11 protein-coding genes and 4 pseudogenes are annotated in these 14,319 nt (G+C 55.6%); 6 read left to right on the forward strand and 9 right to left on the reverse strand.

Going from position 1 to position 14,319, the window contains the following annotated elements; all coding sequences use genetic code 11:
* Window positions 1-157: 157 nt before the first annotated feature.
* A pseudogene (gene tnpC / locus AC1MDT_RS07270) lies at window positions 158-1,750 on the forward strand (IS66 family transposase).
* A 29-nt stretch (window positions 1,751-1,779) separates the two neighbouring features.
* Here tnpC and AC1MDT_RS07275 read toward each other — a convergent pair.
* Window positions 1,780-2,376, reverse strand: a complete 597-nt coding sequence (locus tag AC1MDT_RS07275; protein ID WP_480421387.1) for a SagB/ThcOx family dehydrogenase — start codon at window positions 2,374-2,376, stop codon at window positions 1,780-1,782.
* A 611-nt stretch (window positions 2,377-2,987) separates the two neighbouring features.
* Here AC1MDT_RS07275 and AC1MDT_RS07280 point away from each other — a divergent pair.
* Window positions 2,988-3,612 (forward strand): annotated as a pseudogene (locus AC1MDT_RS07280) (histidine phosphatase family protein).
* A gap of 129 nt (window positions 3,613-3,741) precedes the next feature.
* On the opposite strand, the gene AC1MDT_RS07285 reads toward AC1MDT_RS07280, so the two are convergent.
* Together AC1MDT_RS07285 and AC1MDT_RS07290 are read right to left on the reverse strand one after the other, a co-directional pair.
* The gene (locus AC1MDT_RS07285; RefSeq protein WP_480421388.1) at window positions 3,742-4,203 is read right to left on the reverse strand and encodes a PRC-barrel domain-containing protein; all 462 of its coding nucleotides are present in this window, start codon (window positions 4,201-4,203) and stop codon (window positions 3,742-3,744) included.
* A 472-nt stretch (window positions 4,204-4,675) separates the two neighbouring features.
* The gene (locus AC1MDT_RS07290; protein ID WP_480422891.1) at window positions 4,676-5,062 is read right to left on the reverse strand and encodes a hypothetical protein; all 387 of its coding nucleotides are present in this window, start codon (window positions 5,060-5,062) and stop codon (window positions 4,676-4,678) included.
* Between the two features lie 235 nt (window positions 5,063-5,297).
* On the opposite strand from AC1MDT_RS07290, the gene AC1MDT_RS07295 reads away from it, so the two are divergent.
* Window positions 5,298-5,540, forward strand: a complete 243-nt coding sequence (locus AC1MDT_RS07295; protein ID WP_480421389.1) for a type II toxin-antitoxin system PrlF family antitoxin — start codon at window positions 5,298-5,300, stop codon at window positions 5,538-5,540.
* A 1-nt stretch (window position 5,541) separates the two neighbouring features.
* A pseudogene (locus tag AC1MDT_RS07300) lies at window positions 5,542-6,240 on the forward strand (transposase); the annotation flags it as partial.
* Between the two features lie 235 nt (window positions 6,241-6,475).
* On the opposite strand, the gene AC1MDT_RS07305 reads toward AC1MDT_RS07300, so the two are convergent.
* The 6 genes from AC1MDT_RS07305 to AC1MDT_RS07330 are packed head-to-tail and all read right to left on the reverse strand — an operon-like array spanning window position 6,476 to window position 11,906.
* The gene (locus tag AC1MDT_RS07305; RefSeq protein ID WP_480421390.1) at window positions 6,476-8,419 is read right to left on the reverse strand and encodes a response regulator; all 1,944 of its coding nucleotides are present in this window, start codon (window positions 8,417-8,419) and stop codon (window positions 6,476-6,478) included.
* The gene (locus AC1MDT_RS07310; RefSeq protein ID WP_480421391.1) at window positions 8,409-9,284 is read right to left on the reverse strand and encodes a sensor histidine kinase; all 876 of its coding nucleotides are present in this window, start codon (window positions 9,282-9,284) and stop codon (window positions 8,409-8,411) included. The genes AC1MDT_RS07305 and AC1MDT_RS07310 overlap by 11 nt, the downstream gene beginning before the upstream one ends.
* Complete coding sequence (locus tag AC1MDT_RS07315; RefSeq protein WP_480422723.1) at window positions 9,277-10,290, reverse strand: ATP-binding protein; 1,014 nt, start codon at window positions 10,288-10,290, stop codon at window positions 9,277-9,279. The genes AC1MDT_RS07310 and AC1MDT_RS07315 overlap by 8 nt, the downstream gene beginning before the upstream one ends.
* A complete protein-coding gene (locus AC1MDT_RS07320) occupies window positions 10,287-10,691 on the reverse strand; it encodes an anti-sigma regulatory factor (protein ID WP_480421392.1) in 405 nt (134 codons plus the stop codon). The genes AC1MDT_RS07315 and AC1MDT_RS07320 overlap by 4 nt, the downstream gene beginning before the upstream one ends.
* Window positions 10,688-11,050, reverse strand: a complete 363-nt coding sequence (locus tag AC1MDT_RS07325; RefSeq protein ID WP_025112567.1) for an STAS domain-containing protein — start codon at window positions 11,048-11,050, stop codon at window positions 10,688-10,690. Before AC1MDT_RS07325 ends, AC1MDT_RS07320 begins: the two co-directional genes overlap by 4 nt.
* 4 nt (window positions 11,051-11,054) lie before the next feature.
* On the reverse strand, window positions 11,055-11,906 hold the full coding sequence (locus AC1MDT_RS07330) for an STAS domain-containing protein (protein WP_480421393.1): 852 nt from the start codon (window positions 11,904-11,906) through the stop codon (window positions 11,055-11,057).
* A 782-nt stretch (window positions 11,907-12,688) separates the two neighbouring features.
* Here AC1MDT_RS07330 and AC1MDT_RS07335 point away from each other — a divergent pair.
* Both AC1MDT_RS07335 and AC1MDT_RS07340 read left to right on the forward strand, forming a co-directional pair.
* Window positions 12,689-12,937, forward strand: coding sequence for a hypothetical protein (locus tag AC1MDT_RS07335; RefSeq protein WP_480421394.1), 249 nt, complete (start codon window positions 12,689-12,691; stop codon window positions 12,935-12,937).
* A 314-nt stretch (window positions 12,938-13,251) separates the two neighbouring features.
* Window positions 13,252-13,461 (forward strand): annotated as a pseudogene (locus tag AC1MDT_RS07340) (hypothetical protein).
* Window positions 13,462-14,319: the final 858 nt, after the last annotated feature.

Consider the following 14,319-nt stretch of genomic DNA (forward strand, 5'->3'; position numbering starts at 1 on the left):
GCGACGGGTGAAATATTTGAGGACTAGGCCTCTGAACCAAGCGGCCAGATAGTGGCTTAGGCTCGTGCAGGCTGGTACGGCGTATCGCGAACTCGCTTCGAAACGCTAGCCGATCGATCTATCGCTGCCAATTGCCTAGTCTGGCAAAATCGGCACCATCACTTCTATTCCCACTTTTGACCATCTGACACCTGAGCAACTGCGCGCATTGGCGGCGCAGTTGATGCAACGTGTCCAGACGCTCGACCACCAGGTCGACACGTTGGGTAAGAAAGTTGAGACAATGGGTAAGACTGTCGAAACGATGGGCAAGAAGATCAACCGCGATCAAACGGTGATAGAGAAACTGACCCTCGAGATCGCGCAGCTCAAACGTATGAAATTTGCAAAGCGCAGTTAGCAGATGAGCCCTGAGCAGGCCAGTTTGCTCGATGACCTGATCGACACCGATATCGCCGCGATTGAAGCCGAACTTCAAGCCTTGCAAATAGTGATAAATACGACCGAGAAAAAGCAGAAGCCGAAGCGCACTGCGTTGCCGGCAGAGTTCCCCGCGCACGTTGATCCATCACGAACCGGACAACACTCACTGCTCATGTGGCTGCGCACTCAAGCGCATCGGTGAAGATGTCAGCGAGAAGCTGGACTACACGCCCGGCGTGTTTACCGTTGAACGCCATGTGCGGGGCAAGTGGGTATGCGATGAATGCGAAACGCTGATCCAGGCACCTGTTCCGGCGCAGGTCATCGACAAGGGCATCCCGACTGCCGGGTTACTTGCGCACGTCATGATCGCGAAGTTTGCTGACCATCTGCCGCTTTACCGTCAGGAATCGATTTTTGGTCGGGCAGGCCTGGCGATCCCTCGCTTCACTTTGGCTCAATGGGTTGGGCATGACTGGTGTGCAGTTGCAGCCTCCTGGTCGATGCGCTGCGTGAGGTAATGCTTAGGCAACAGGTCATCCACGCCGATGAAACACCGGTGCAGATGCTCATGTCGGGAACAAAGAAACCTCACCGTTCCTATGTTTGGGCGTACGCCACTAGCCAGTTCTGCGGGGCAGCGGCTGTAGTTTATGACTTCAGCGCCAGCTGCGCCGGTGAGCATGCTCGCAACTTCCTGAAAGACTGGAGGGGCAAGCTGGTCTGCGATGATTTTGGCGGCTACAAGGCCAGCTTTGAACTCGGCGTGACCGAGACCGGATGCATGGCCCATGCTCGACGTAAGTTCTTCGAACTGCATGCTACGAATAAAAGCACGCTCGCCGAGCAAGCCCTGCGCCATATCCAGTTGTTGTACGAAATCGAGAGCGAAGTCCGCGATCTGGAGCCGGATATACGGCGCCAAATACGGCAAGAAAAAGCCGTACCGCTGATAAATAGGCTGCATGCCTGGATGCTCGCCCAGCGTGACCTCGTGCCCGAAGGTTCAGGCATCAGCAGAGCACTCCATTACAGTCTGAAACGCTGGACAGCGCTATCGCGCTACCTGGATGACGGCGCCGTACCTATTGATAACAATTGGTGTGAGAACCAAATCAGGCCATGGGCTCTTGGGCGCAAGAACTGGCTCTTTGCAGGGTCATTGCGCAGCGGCAAACGGGCAGCCGCGATCATGAGTCTGATCCAGTCGGCGCGGCTGAATGGACATGATCCGTACGCGTACCTGAAGGATGTGCTCACACGCCTGCCGACGCAGCGGGTGAGTGAGATTACGGAGTTGCTGCCGCATCAATGGACGCGAGCTTAGCAACACAAGTTAACGCCTTCAGGACTCGACTAAAGAGTATGTCCTACGCAGAAAAGGGCAACTGGAAAGGTTGGGGCCTCGAGCTTTAAGGTCTTGCCCATTTTCAAGTCATCAAAACCCATCACTACTACCCCGCCTAGGCCAGCCGCCGTGGCGGACAAATACATATTTTGAGTTACTGCCCCAGCTTCGAAATCAACGTAGCGAGCCCCTCTCAAACCGTCAGATTGCTGACCGGCGAAATGACGAATTGCCGCCTCTCGGTCGGCGACAATAGCGATAACGGCAGGTGCGTCTTCGAGCCACTTTTCATCGCCTAAAGCCGCTGAATTTAATGATCCTTCATCGATCGCATCTCCGGAGCGAGAGAGCTTCCCTGTATGCCCGTCGTATGTGTATACCCCTGGTGTCAACCCTTGCACTCGACGTACCACCACAGTCAGTCCAAGTGGATGCAGGGCGTGGGCCGATGGTGCGGTTCGTTTTCCGTCAGGAGACGTATGACCTTGTCCAGCATGCAGCAACGTCTCCAAACTGGTTAAAGAAAGCGGGTGCTCTCTGAAAGATCTAACACTCCGTCTGGCAGACAGGAGGCTTTTCAATACGGCTACATTTGGAGTATCCACCACTTTCTATCCTTGCAAGGTTTTCATCTGACCATAACAGACTCGCGCACCAAAAAAATGAAACAATTTCATAGCTGCAATCACCGCTATAGGGCGACGCTGAGTACGTCCTGCTCAGCGCCTAAGGCCGCGATTAGCTAACGCTTTGGAGGGTAAAAATTAGGTTCAGATGCTTTCAGGCAGCCACAGGATTGTCTTCACCGTCCGCTTATCTGTCGCTTTCATACTGATAGAGCACGAAATCCTGCAGGAGACGCGCCATTCCCTAGGTGTCGTCGATAATTATTCTTTCGTGCACTATGTAGGGTGAGTGAGGCATTGTCTGGTTCTCGCGAGGCTCGAATTACCAGCCTAGCAACCCCCTTCTGAAATGCATACCAAAGCACTTAAGTCATCAGGGCCGAAATTGATGATCTCCGCTATCCGAATTACAAATATAGAGTCACATCCTCAGTCCAAAGAAAAATTTGAATCCCACCAAGCGGTCACTCGTTCCGAGCCCGGAGTGCTGGGTTTCTGAAAGGAATAGAAAATTGCTGAATCGACCTGACAAAGACGCGCTACGCCCAATGCTGGAAGCGAGTGGCCGAAGCCATGCGAGTATCATATTAATGAAGCATGTGAGGCTTAATACGCCACGTGGAAAGCGCCGCGAACGCCGGTGAAGCTACTTTGGATCACGCGACCATTCTGCTCACGCCGAAGGGGATTGAACAAGCGAGCTTGGTCGCTCGGTCGTTCCCCTACACTCCGGCTCTGATTGTCTCCTCGCCGTTCTCCCGAACGCGAGGAACCGCGATGGCCACCGTAGCTGCCTTCCCTGACACCCCGATTGAAATTTCGCCCATACAAGAGTTCACGTACCTTGAACCAACGCGGTGTGCCAACACGACCGTTGCCGAAAGGCGAACCTAGGTAGAAGAATATTGGTCTAGGTCAGACCCCGCTTTCAAGGACGGTGCAAGCGCCGAATCGTTCTTGCACTTTATATCTAGGGTTCAGTCATTCCTAGGGCGACTTGCAGAGCATCCGGCCCAAGACATCGCGGTATTTTCCCATGGGCAGTTTATCAATGCAGTAGCTGGGCTAATCGAGCGCAAGACGCAGGGCATTGATGCCCAAGCGATGGCTGACTAGCGTGAGTTTGAAATCGCGAACCACGTTCCTAACTGCTGTGGCTACAAGATCGTACGTAGTAATGCAGACTTCAAAACGGCGCATGCGTTTTCATCCTAAACCCTAATTACTGCCGACAGAGTCATTTGTCACCGCAATGCGCGCCTTAGGGTTTGGCACCCCCAACGCCAGCCTTAGCATGTCGTTGTTTTGCTCGGCGCGCATCACTCTTCGTTTTGGATAGAGCGGTTAGCTCTTGTCGATACTTTGTCTCTGGACAGCATCGTAATCGAAGGGTTTAGTTCCATAGAAAGAATGGATTTCTGTAGCCCAAGACTTGTCGGCCATATTAGGCCAGCTGTCCTTGTCAAAGCCTGGTGCATTTTCCAAACGCTCTTTCTCTATATTTAGTACGAATCGCTTATTGAGTGTATCGAGTGCCAATGCATTCCAAGGTACCGCAAACAGCTTTTCTCCCATGCCAAGAAAACCACCAAAGGATAGAACGGCATAACTCACTCTACCGCTGCGAACATCGAGCATGATTTCCTTAATATCTCCTAAGTCCTCTTCATTATGGTTATAAACATCATTTCCAATGAGTGTGTCTGCACCCATTAGGTCGGGCCCAGGCCCCTGTTCCTCGGAGCCGGAAGCTCGTAGGAGGTTGGTTTTGTACATGCCATAGGTATCGCGATCTTCATAGTTCATTGCTATCTCCTATCAACAACCAACAATCAATCAGAAAATATATATGCAGCCTTTATGACTGTATTAATGAGATTCGCCCGCTTTCGAATAGTTTGAATTTTTTTTCGCGTGACGACGAACGGTAGGTTGGGAATAAAATAATATTTAATTAGCTTTTACTTGGGATGCTTTGTGTTGTTTTATATATTGGCACTTACCTACATTGCTTATCGTAGATATCTGAATAAAGCGATTTACTGTTGTGGCAACTATGTCTCATGCATGCATATGACATCATAAATATGACGACTAAGTTTCGCCCGCGACTGTAACCGACCTCGGTCAGCGAAGCGAACTAATTGAGTGATAGTCCATATAGGGAGCTTCAGTAAAGTCCGGAGCAGGACATCAAAGCGGCAGGCGAATGTCGATCTTTTCCAGCACCGTTTGCAGCCAGCGATCGCGAGGTAAACGCTGCCGCCAGATGGGCTGCTCATGACGATCCACTCTGTGAATCTGAAACACGTTCTTGGCCAGGTCGACCCCAATGCGCATAAGCTTCATGTGTGGAGCCCTTCTCACGGTTGACTGTGCGTTTCAACCATATCAAGGGACGTTTACCAAGACCACGAACAGATGATTTCATCCATCCACTTGCAGCGCTGACGTCGCCTTCAAACAGGGCAATGGCTTCCTGAAAAACAGCTACCAATGCAATCAGGCGGTCGCTTTCAGCGGTTTTAAAACAACCTGTTTTCGCCCTGCGAGCCAACGTTGCATGAGACACACAAATAGCACTGGCGATAACCCCAGGCTGCACCTGCAGTAAGCTCGCTATCCGCTCGAGATTCGAAAGGCAGTCCTTCGTGAACCAGGTCATGAAGCTTGGTACCGCGTGATGGCAGCCCGAGGGTTATCCAAACACTCGGTGGGATCTGGGGCTCTGGTTGGTATTCCTTGATCGATGACAGCACTCTTATCTCCATCTGAAAAACCTCGGGCTAGCCGGGCCAAGGGCCCGAATCAGCGACACCCCCCCTCGGCGATACGCACTGCTTTACGGCTTCCGAAGGCAGAGCATGACAAGAGCTTCAAGCGCAGATAATGTCAGTGCCATGAACGATTCAAATCCTACTCCATCCATTTTCACGATCCACTCTCGCAATGCGTCGGGGCACGTAGGCGCCTCAGAGAATGACCGGGAGCTTTGCGGGTTTCTGAAATTGCTGGAAGACGACATATTGAGCAACCCTGAGAGTCTGATCGCCCTCGATTCAACTTTCCTGGCTCGCCTCGACTCTTTAGTCGGCGGTATCGATGTCGACATCAACTCTCCGCTTCCAGCGGATGATGAGTGAAGCAATCGTCGGCTACAACGTGCAGACAGCGGTCGATACTCAGCACCATTAATCGTTGCGCACGAGGTGACTAACGTCGGTTCCCACCGCGATCAACTCTGCTCGATGGCCAAGCAAGCCCGCGAGGCGATGGCGTCAGATACGTTGTCGGTTGTGGCTGACCGAGGTTATTCAAAAGCGAACAAATCCTCGCTTGTCACAATGCAGGTATTACCGCCTATGTGCCCAAGCCGATGACCTAAGCAGCCAAAGCCGATGGGCGTTTCAACAATGATGCCTTCATCTACGACGTTTCAAAAATGAATACATGTCCAGCTGGCGAGGCGCTGATCTGGCACTACTCCTACGTTGAAAAAGGCCTGAAGTTGCATCGTTACTGGAGTTCGAAATGCCAGGGCTGCGCGTTGAAGTCGCAATGCACACCGAGCACGGAACGACGAATTCGGCGCTGGGAGCATGAAACCGTATTGGATGAAATGCAGCTTCGGCTGGGCAAAGCCCAGGAGATGATGCAAGTCCGAAAACGGACGGTTGAGCACCCCTTCGGGACGCTCACCAATGGAAGGGTGCGACGCATTTCCAGACGCGAAAGCTGGCCGGGGCGAGTGCGGAGATGAGCTTGAATGTGCTCGCCTACAACCTGAAACGGGTCATGAAAATCATCGATGCCAACGGTTTGATGAAAGCACTGTCGGCCTAAAAAAAGGCTGATTTTGGCCCATCCCAGAGCCTGTAAAAACGGCGTTGACGTGTTCCAGGTCGCGACCGATGCGACCGATGCGACCGATGCATTGACCGTGCGATCGCTCAGCCAACGCGCGTCTATGATCCAAGACGATGAAGGCCATGAGCGTTTTTACACACTTTGGGCCAGAAGCGGCCATTCACCCCCAAATTCTGCTCCAGTTATCGCAGCACCAACGTTTGCTATCTATTTACTTGAAATCTAATGTGCGGCGAACCTTTTCCAGTAGTTCGCTGATCTGGAATGGCTTGACCAGCATTTCCATGCCGCTGCCCAGAAACACCTGACGGTTGACCGCGGTCTCGGCGTAGCCAGTCATAAACAGGATCGGCAAACCCTCACGCCAGCCTCGCGCCACATCTGCCAACTCCCGGCCGCTCATGCGCGGGAGGCCGACGTCGGTCAGCAGTAGGTTGATCGTCAGATCATTCTGCAAGCTCTCCAGCGCGGTTTCGATATCCGCTGCCTGGGTGCATCGATAACCCGCGTCCTCCAGCACTTCGGTGACAAACATGCGCACCGACGGCATGTCCTCGACAATCAGCACATGCTCGCCAGCACCCGGCGGATCGACAACGAGCGGCGCGACATCAGCCCCCGTCGGGTCACTGGTGGCAGGCAGCATTATTGTCACTTCAGTACCGCGACGTGCCACGCTACGGATGTGCGCATCGCCGCCGGACTGGCGGGCGAAACCGTAGATCGTCGACAGCCCCAACCCGGTGCCCTGGCCCAGCGGTTTGGTGGTAAAGAACGGGTCGAATACCTTGTCGATCACGCTGTGCTCGATGCCGGTGCCGTCGTCGCGTACCGACAGCGCGACATACGCGCCATCGGCCAGATTCGGATCGCCATGGGAATACGCCGCATAGGTGTTGACCCAGATATTGCCACCCTTGGGCAGCGCATCCCGGGCGTTGATCACCAGATTCAGCACCGCGCTTTCCAGTTGTACCGGATCGACCAGCGCAATAGCCGGTTTGGTGGTCAGTTCAAGCTTGAGGGTGATGCGTTCGCCGATGGTACGTACCAGCAGTTCTTCCAGCGAGCGCACATGCTCGTTGATGTCCACCGGCCGCGTATCGAGCGGCTGCTGACGCGCGAAGGCCAGCAGACGATGGGTGAGGGACGCCGCGCTCATCGCCGAATTCAGCGCTGCTTCGGCGTAGTACTGCACCTTTTCCGGACGCGCATCGGCCATTCGCTTCTGGATCAGTTCGAGGCTGGTGATAATGCCGGTCAATAGGTTGTTGAAGTCGTGGGCGATGCCGCCGGTGAGCTTGCCCAATGCGTCCATCTTCTGCACTTGCAGCAGCTGCGATTCGGCGCGAACCCGTTCGGCGACTTCCTTGGCCAGTTGCGTAGTGGTGTCGTCCAGCCGCGCCAGATGCGAGCGCTCGCGGTGGCGGTGTTCGGTGACATCCTCGACAAACACTAGGCTCAGCTGCGGCGTGCGGTATGGCGAAATCTGCCACTCGGTTTCGCGGATCTCCCCCTGCACGCGCATGTTCAGCGTGCCTTTCCAGCGCTCGCCATCGACCAGCCGAAGGCGCAGCTCATTAAGAATCGCGCCCTGGTCTTCTTCGAAGCATTCGCTGAGGGTTTCTAGGGCGAGGTTGTCCTGGATCATCTGCGCGAAGGCGTGGTTGCACTCATGCACTTTCAGGTTGGCATCGAGCACTGCAATCGGCGCCGAGACGTTGACGAAAATCTCGCGAAAACGGGCCTCGCTCTCACGCAGCGCGTTCTCGGTATCACGCACTCGCAGCAAGGTGCGCAGGGTCGCCAGCAGCACGTCCGGATCCACCGGGTGAATCAGGTATGCGTCGGCGCCAGCGTCGAGGCCGGTGATGATGTCGCCAGTCTGGATCGATGCGGCGGAAACGTGGATCACCGGCAGCAACGCGGTGCGTGCATCGGCGCGCAGGATGCGCACGATGTCGAAGCCGCTCATATCCGGCAGGTTGACGTCGAGGATCAGTGCATCGAGTGGCTCGCTCTCGATCAGAGCCAGGCCCTCGCTGCCGGTGCCGGCCTCCAGCACCTCGTAGCCATGGCGTTCCAGACGCCGGCGCAAGGCGTAGCGAGTGGCGACGTTGTCGTCGACGATCAACAGACGGATGTCACGTTTCATCGACGTTCTCCAGGGCGAGCGCCAGTGGAATGATCACGAAAAAGGTCGAGCCGACCCCCGGTGTACTGTCCAGCCCGACCTCGCCGCCAAGCAGGGCGGCGAAACGCTTGCACAGTGACAAGCCGAGGCCAGTGCCGCGCAGGCGTTTCTGCAACGGCGAGTCGACCTGAGAGAAGTCCTCGAACAGTGCACCATGCAGCTCCGGCGCGATACCGATACCGGTGTCGCTGACGGCGAAGCGCACCCAGTCCAGACCCTCAAGACGCGCCGAGACCCGCACTTCACCACGGGTGGTGAACTTCAGCGAGTTGGAAATGAAGTTGCGCAGGATCTGCGCGAGTTTCTTGTCGTCGGTGTACAGGCGCGGCAGGCCGACCGGCTCTTCGAAGATCAGATCCACAGCCGACGCATCAACGATCGGCCGGAACATTCCGCGCAGGGCGGAAAACAGGTCGAACATGTCGAACCACGCCGGAGAAATAGTGATCCGTCCGGCTTCGATCTTCGCCAGATCGAGCAAGTCATCGACCATATCACTGAGTTCGCGGGCGGCGCTGCTGACGAACGCCACCTGCTTGTGCTGCTCGGGGCTGAGCGGGCCGTCGAGTTCATCGGCGAGCAGGCTGTTGATGCTCAGAATCGAACCCAGCGGCGTGCGGAACTCGTGGCTCATGTACGACAGGAAGCGGCTTTTCAGGTCAGAGGCCTGGCGCAGTTGTTCGGCCTGGGTGTCGAGTTCGGCGTAGAGCGCCAGCACGCCCTGGTTGGTTTCGTCGAGCTCTTCGCGCAGAGCCGCGGTCTCGCTCTGCAACTGGACGATTAGCGCGGCCTGATCGGCGGGGTTCAGGGTTGGCGACTCAGCCATGGGCGGCCTCCAGGGCAACGACCAGCACCGTTACATCGTCGCGCCCGCGACAGAAATCGCGGTGCAGGACGCAGGCTATCACGGCGGGATGGCGGTGCACCAGACCGGGGTAGTCTTGAAGATTCCAACGGGACTGCAAGCCGTCGCTGTACATGATCAATAGATGTCCGTTCACTTGAGCATAGTCAAAGGGTTGGGCTTTCCGATATTGGCCGCCGACGATGCCTGGGTGCGAGGCCAGGCCCCGGGAATTGCCGGCAACGATCAAGCTTGCTCCAATGTTGCCAACTCCGGTAAAGGTCAGGCCGTCGCGGGCGGAATTAAACTGGGCAAACGCTGCTGCGCCGCCACGGGTGCCGATCATATCGCGGTGCATATCCTCCATCAGCAGCACCGGGGTGGCGAACGGTGTCTGGGCGAACACCCGTTCGCCAGCCTTGGCCGCGCGTTCGGCATCCTCGCCGTGGCCGAGGCCGTCGATCACCAGCGCACTGACGTTGGCGCCGTTGTACGCCAAGTGCCAGGTGTCCCCGCATGCCGGGTCGTTGTGCAAAGAGTGCTGGCTGACTCCGTAGCGCAAGTCTGGCTGCCGATCGCCGCGCGGATACAAACGCGCCAGCAGCACCGCGCCACGGGCGTCGGCGTACACATCGAACACTTCGGTCTGGCGGGCCACGGCGCCAAGACCGATGCCTTGGGTGCCACCGGTGGAAAATCCATCGGTCAGGCAGGCGTCCAGATCAAAGCCCTTGGCGCGGTCGACCGCGAGCATCTCGATGCCGAATCCGCCGCCGTGGCGAGGCAACAGGCGCAGGTGAAACTCGCCGCGACTGGCGTGCTTGAGCACGTTGCTGGCCAGTTCGGTGGCCACCAGCGCCACGCGCCCTGCATCGGTTGCATCAAAGCCGTGTTGCTCGGCGAGGCGCTGCGCGGTGCGCCGGGCGTGGCCGATCTGGCTACTGTCTTCGATCAGCAGCACCTGGGTCAGCGACCCACCGATATTCATGTCCATCGGGTGATCGTGATGCGCGTGCCCTTGCCGGGCTCCGTATCCAGTTCAAACTCGTTGACCAGCCGTTTGGCGCCGGTAAGCCCCAGCCCCAGACCACTGCCCGAAGTCCAGCCGTCGGTCATCGCCAGTTTGATGTCGGCGATGCCCGGCCCCTCGTCGCGGAAGGTCAGGCGCAGGCCGACCTTGCCGCTCTCGTCAAGGATCTGCCAATCCATGTCGCCGCCACCACCATAGACCATGGTGTTGCGCGCCAGCTCGCTGACGGCGGTCACCAGCTTGGTCAGGTCGATCAAGCGCATGCCGCATTCGGTGGCCAGTTTGCGCGCCGTCTGCCGGGCGAGCACCACGTCTTGTTCGATGTTGATCGGTTGAGTCCCGCTACTGCGCACGGTCATTGTTGGCGTACTCGTTCCTGCAGCAGCTTCATCCCGCGCTCGACGTTCAGCGCGGTGCTGACGCCGGGCAGAGTTAAGCCGAGTTCGACCAGGGTGATCGCCACGGCCGGTTGCATGCCGACCAGCATGGTTTCGGCGTCCATGATTTTCGACAGGCCGGAGATGGTGCCGATCATACGGCCGATGAACGAGTCGACCATGTCCAGCGCGGAAATGTCGATCAACACTCCGCGTGCCGAGGTCTTGCTGATGCGCTCGGACAGATCGTCTTGCAGGGTCAGGGCCAGTTGGTCATGCATGTCGACCTGGATGGTGACGAGCAAAAAGTCGCCCATTTGTAGAATCGGGATACGTTCCATCGGCTCAGACCGCTTTGCCGAGGCTGATGCCCAGGCGGGTGAGGGCAAGTTTCAGCGCGTCGGCCAGATTGGCCTTGGTTACTACGCCTTGCAAGTCGAGGCCCAAATGCACGATGGTCTGGGCGATTTGCGGGCGCACACCGCTGATGATGCAGTCGGCGCCCATCAGGCGGATCGCGGTCACGGTTTTCAGCAGGTGCTGAGCGACCAGGGTGTCGACGGTCGGCACGCCGGTTATGTCAATGATGGCGATTTCCGAACCGGTGTCGACGATGCGTTGCAGAAGCGATTCCATCACCACCTGAGTGCGTTGCGAATCGAGGGTGCCGATCATCGGCAGCGCCAGCACGCCGTCCCACAGCTTGACCACCGGCGTGGAGAGTTCCAGCAGTTCTTCCTGCTGGCGTTTGATCACTGCCTCGCGGGACTTCTGGAAGATGCGGATGGTATGCATGCCGAACGCGTCGAACAGTTCGGAGATTTCCCACAACTGTTCGGCGAGCAGAGCCGGTTGCTCACGGTAATGATTTTGTAGCAGGGCAAACAGCGGGCCCTTGAGGGCGAAAATGAAACTGGCGGTCTGTTGCGAATCCTGACCGAGCAGGGCGCGGCTGTGTGAGAGTTTTTCGAGGAACTGGCGGGTGGACTCCCAGCCCGGCGCGTTGATATTGGTGCCGTTGTCGTCCTGCAGGCCGCTGATCACCAGTTGCAAGAATTCACTGGTCTGTTGTTGCAGGTCGTGGTCTTTGATGTTGCGGGTGGCGCCCCTGGTTTCCAGTCCGTTAATCCATTCGCCCAGCAGTTGCGCCTGTTTGTTTTTCATCGCATCAAGCGTGGTGTTCTGCAGTGCTGCCATGTGCCTGTTGCTCCGTACTTATGGGGTGCCGGTAAGCAAGTGCGACCGGCACGAATTGAATGAGCCTAGCCATCGGAAATAGTTTTGCGAGTTGTTTTGTGAATTTACAGCGGCTTAGCAAATGACGCTTGTAATTTCTATTCACTTTGCTTGGACGCTACTTATAGCCGTAATACTTCGTGAGTAAGTGCCGCCTTTTGGCTGAATTTTGCTTGTCGCCACCGGCAGCATGGGTCGTTTTTTGCCCCTCATGACAGGCAAGAATCGCCCAGAAGCGGACATTTGGGTAGAAATATGCACCATGGGTATGCCTACGCTCTTTGAGAAGTTACGGAGGCAGGGGGTAGCGACTTTCCGGCCATTTCCAAGCCTTACATTCCTGGCGATCTGGCCATGAAAATTCGGCAGGCCATTGAAGGAGCAAATGGTTTCAGCTGAATGCACGGTGATGACATCACATTGCCGATGTTCCGGAGCATTGGGCGCAGCAGTAGCCGTACGCCTGTACGCGCTCTGGCCCACGACTTGTATCGCCACCTTCTAGCGTGGGCTCCAAATATCGTACAAATGCTGTCGTTCACAATTCGAATCGATCAGCCTCGGACTCCGAGGCGTAGCTGATGACCTATTTAGAATGTCCAGCCCTCAGTACCTATTGGTCATCACCCAAAGCCCATCTCGACGCATCAAAAAAATTTGAACCGCTTTTGGACGCGCTCGCCTAATGATCAGCTTGTGGATAATCCCACAGGCAATGTGCCAATACCGGCATACTCCGAGAGGTGGTCAACATGGCTAAAGACGATAAAAAAAGCAAAGGTGAAGCTTCGAAAGCCAGCAAGGAAGTGAAAGACAAAAAGTCGTCACCGGCAAAGAAATCAGCTGCGGGCTCGGCTTTTTCGAAATCTTCCGAAAAGAAAGACAAGAAAAAAGATGCCGAACCAAAGAAATCTGCAAAAAAAGCTGATAACAAGACAGAAAAAACAAAGAAATCAGAGAAGGCAGAAAAGCCGGCGAAAAAGAAAAAGTGACATCTGCTTCTGCTAGGGCTTTACGCCCTAGCTTTCTCAGGCTGAGTTGTCTTCGATAGCAAGCATGGCGTTTTCAAGGTTAGGACAGAGGCAGACGCTGTTTGCTCGACATTGAATGCTCAGCATCCGAGGCAGTTGGCAGTGCGTAATGTTGATTCGCGTGTTACCCACTGAGCCAGATCAGTATCTCACTCGCTGCTATGCGGATCTGCTCGAAGAGACTGGTCTCCGAAAGTGGTGACATCAGACGCCAGTTAGCTTGAACGAGAATAGTACCCGCCTGCTACGCTGTCCTCTTCCACGGAGGAATCGCGATGCCAAATTCAGACCTGCTCCCTTCCCTACTCTTCAAGATCAATCAAAACCAACTCGCCCTCGAGGCAGCCATTATGGAACTCACCCTTTGAGTCGAGCAGCGTGGTTGCAGTGAGGCGGGAGGCAATGTGCGCGGAGCGTTGGAGACGTTCACCAAAAACGAAGAGTTCATCAATATGACGCTTGCGGTGCTGATGACACCTGAGTGAGCTGGTGAGCCTAAGCTCCACTCACCACCTAGCAAACCTGACTCGCTGTCATAAATTGTCTCAGCTCAGTCCTGCGCAGTTGTTGAAATCCTGGAGTCTTACCGGTACTTCTAGACCACCATTCTTTAGCGGGGAATGCACAATACATCCATGATTCAGGGTTATCGAGACCACCGGATTGGAAGATGGCCTTAAGCGATACAGAGTCATAAATCTTGTCGAGGGAGGCTCAGCTAGCAAGCATGGTGTGTTCAAAGTCAGGACGGAGGAAGAGCCTGCGTGTTCGCTCCTGAACGCCGAGCCTCCGCGTCAAAGTGGCACACACATCGTCCGTCCCTGAGCATTTGATCCACTCGGTATGGAACTCTAAAAATCGGATACCTTTGTGAGAGAGATAAATTCCTACAACGCAGTCATGGATTCTCGATCCGAACGTACGTTTTGAAGGCGCTCCAGATTCAGTCGCTGACACTCATTCTCAGCTTCTTCTCGGGCCTGGTAGGTAGTCGTCAGACGTAGTTTCTCTTCGTTGTCATAAATGTTGAAACCTATGGACACAGTCCGGCAGTAGAAGCGCGCTCCGTTACGCATTGATCCCGTTTCTGTTGGTATTGCAGGGACAACAACAAATCTCGAAATCATCTTCACACCCTCTCCTCATGGAGTTCGTAAATTACAGTTTCATGCCAAGGCAGGCCTCTCCAGCCCGGATGCTGCCAGCGATGAGCTTGTGAATCGACCACAACGCTGTACTCATAGGTATCCTCTGCTTGGGCCCGGGAAGCGGTCTGGCACCTCGACCCCATGGTTGATCTAGTATTTGTAAAGGGTGCCAGTAGGACGTAGGGCTTCGAGGAC

It is taken from the genome of Pseudomonas sp. ASL7 (assembly GCF_056680375.1).

What these genes read in the sequence shown, in the direction of transcription:
- AC1MDT_RS07285 (WP_480421388.1), bottom strand. Translation starts at nt 4,203, where the DNA reads ATGAACTATGAAGATCGCGATACCTATGGCATGTACAAAACCAACCTC.
- AC1MDT_RS07290 (WP_480422891.1), bottom strand. Translation starts at nt 5,062, where the DNA reads ATGACCTGGTTCACGAAGGACTGCCTTTCGAATCTCGAGCGGATAGCG.
- AC1MDT_RS07295 (WP_480421389.1), top strand. Translation starts at nt 5,298, where the DNA reads ATGAACGATTCAAATCCTACTCCATCCATTTTCACGATCCACTCTCGC.
- AC1MDT_RS07305 (WP_480421390.1), bottom strand. Translation starts at nt 8,419, where the DNA reads ATGAAACGTGACATCCGTCTGTTGATCGTCGACGACAACGTCGCCACT.
- AC1MDT_RS07310 (WP_480421391.1), bottom strand. Translation starts at nt 9,284, where the DNA reads ATGGCTGAGTCGCCAACCCTGAACCCCGCCGATCAGGCCGCGCTAATC.
- AC1MDT_RS07315 (WP_480422723.1), bottom strand. Translation starts at nt 10,290, where the DNA reads ATGAATATCGGTGGGTCGCTGACCCAGGTGCTGCTGATCGAAGACAGT.
- AC1MDT_RS07320 (WP_480421392.1), bottom strand. Translation starts at nt 10,691, where the DNA reads ATGACCGTGCGCAGTAGCGGGACTCAACCGATCAACATCGAACAAGAC.
- AC1MDT_RS07325 (WP_025112567.1), bottom strand. Translation starts at nt 11,050, where the DNA reads ATGGAACGTATCCCGATTCTACAAATGGGCGACTTTTTGCTCGTCACC.
- AC1MDT_RS07330 (WP_480421393.1), bottom strand. Translation starts at nt 11,906, where the DNA reads ATGGCAGCACTGCAGAACACCACGCTTGATGCGATGAAAAACAAACAG.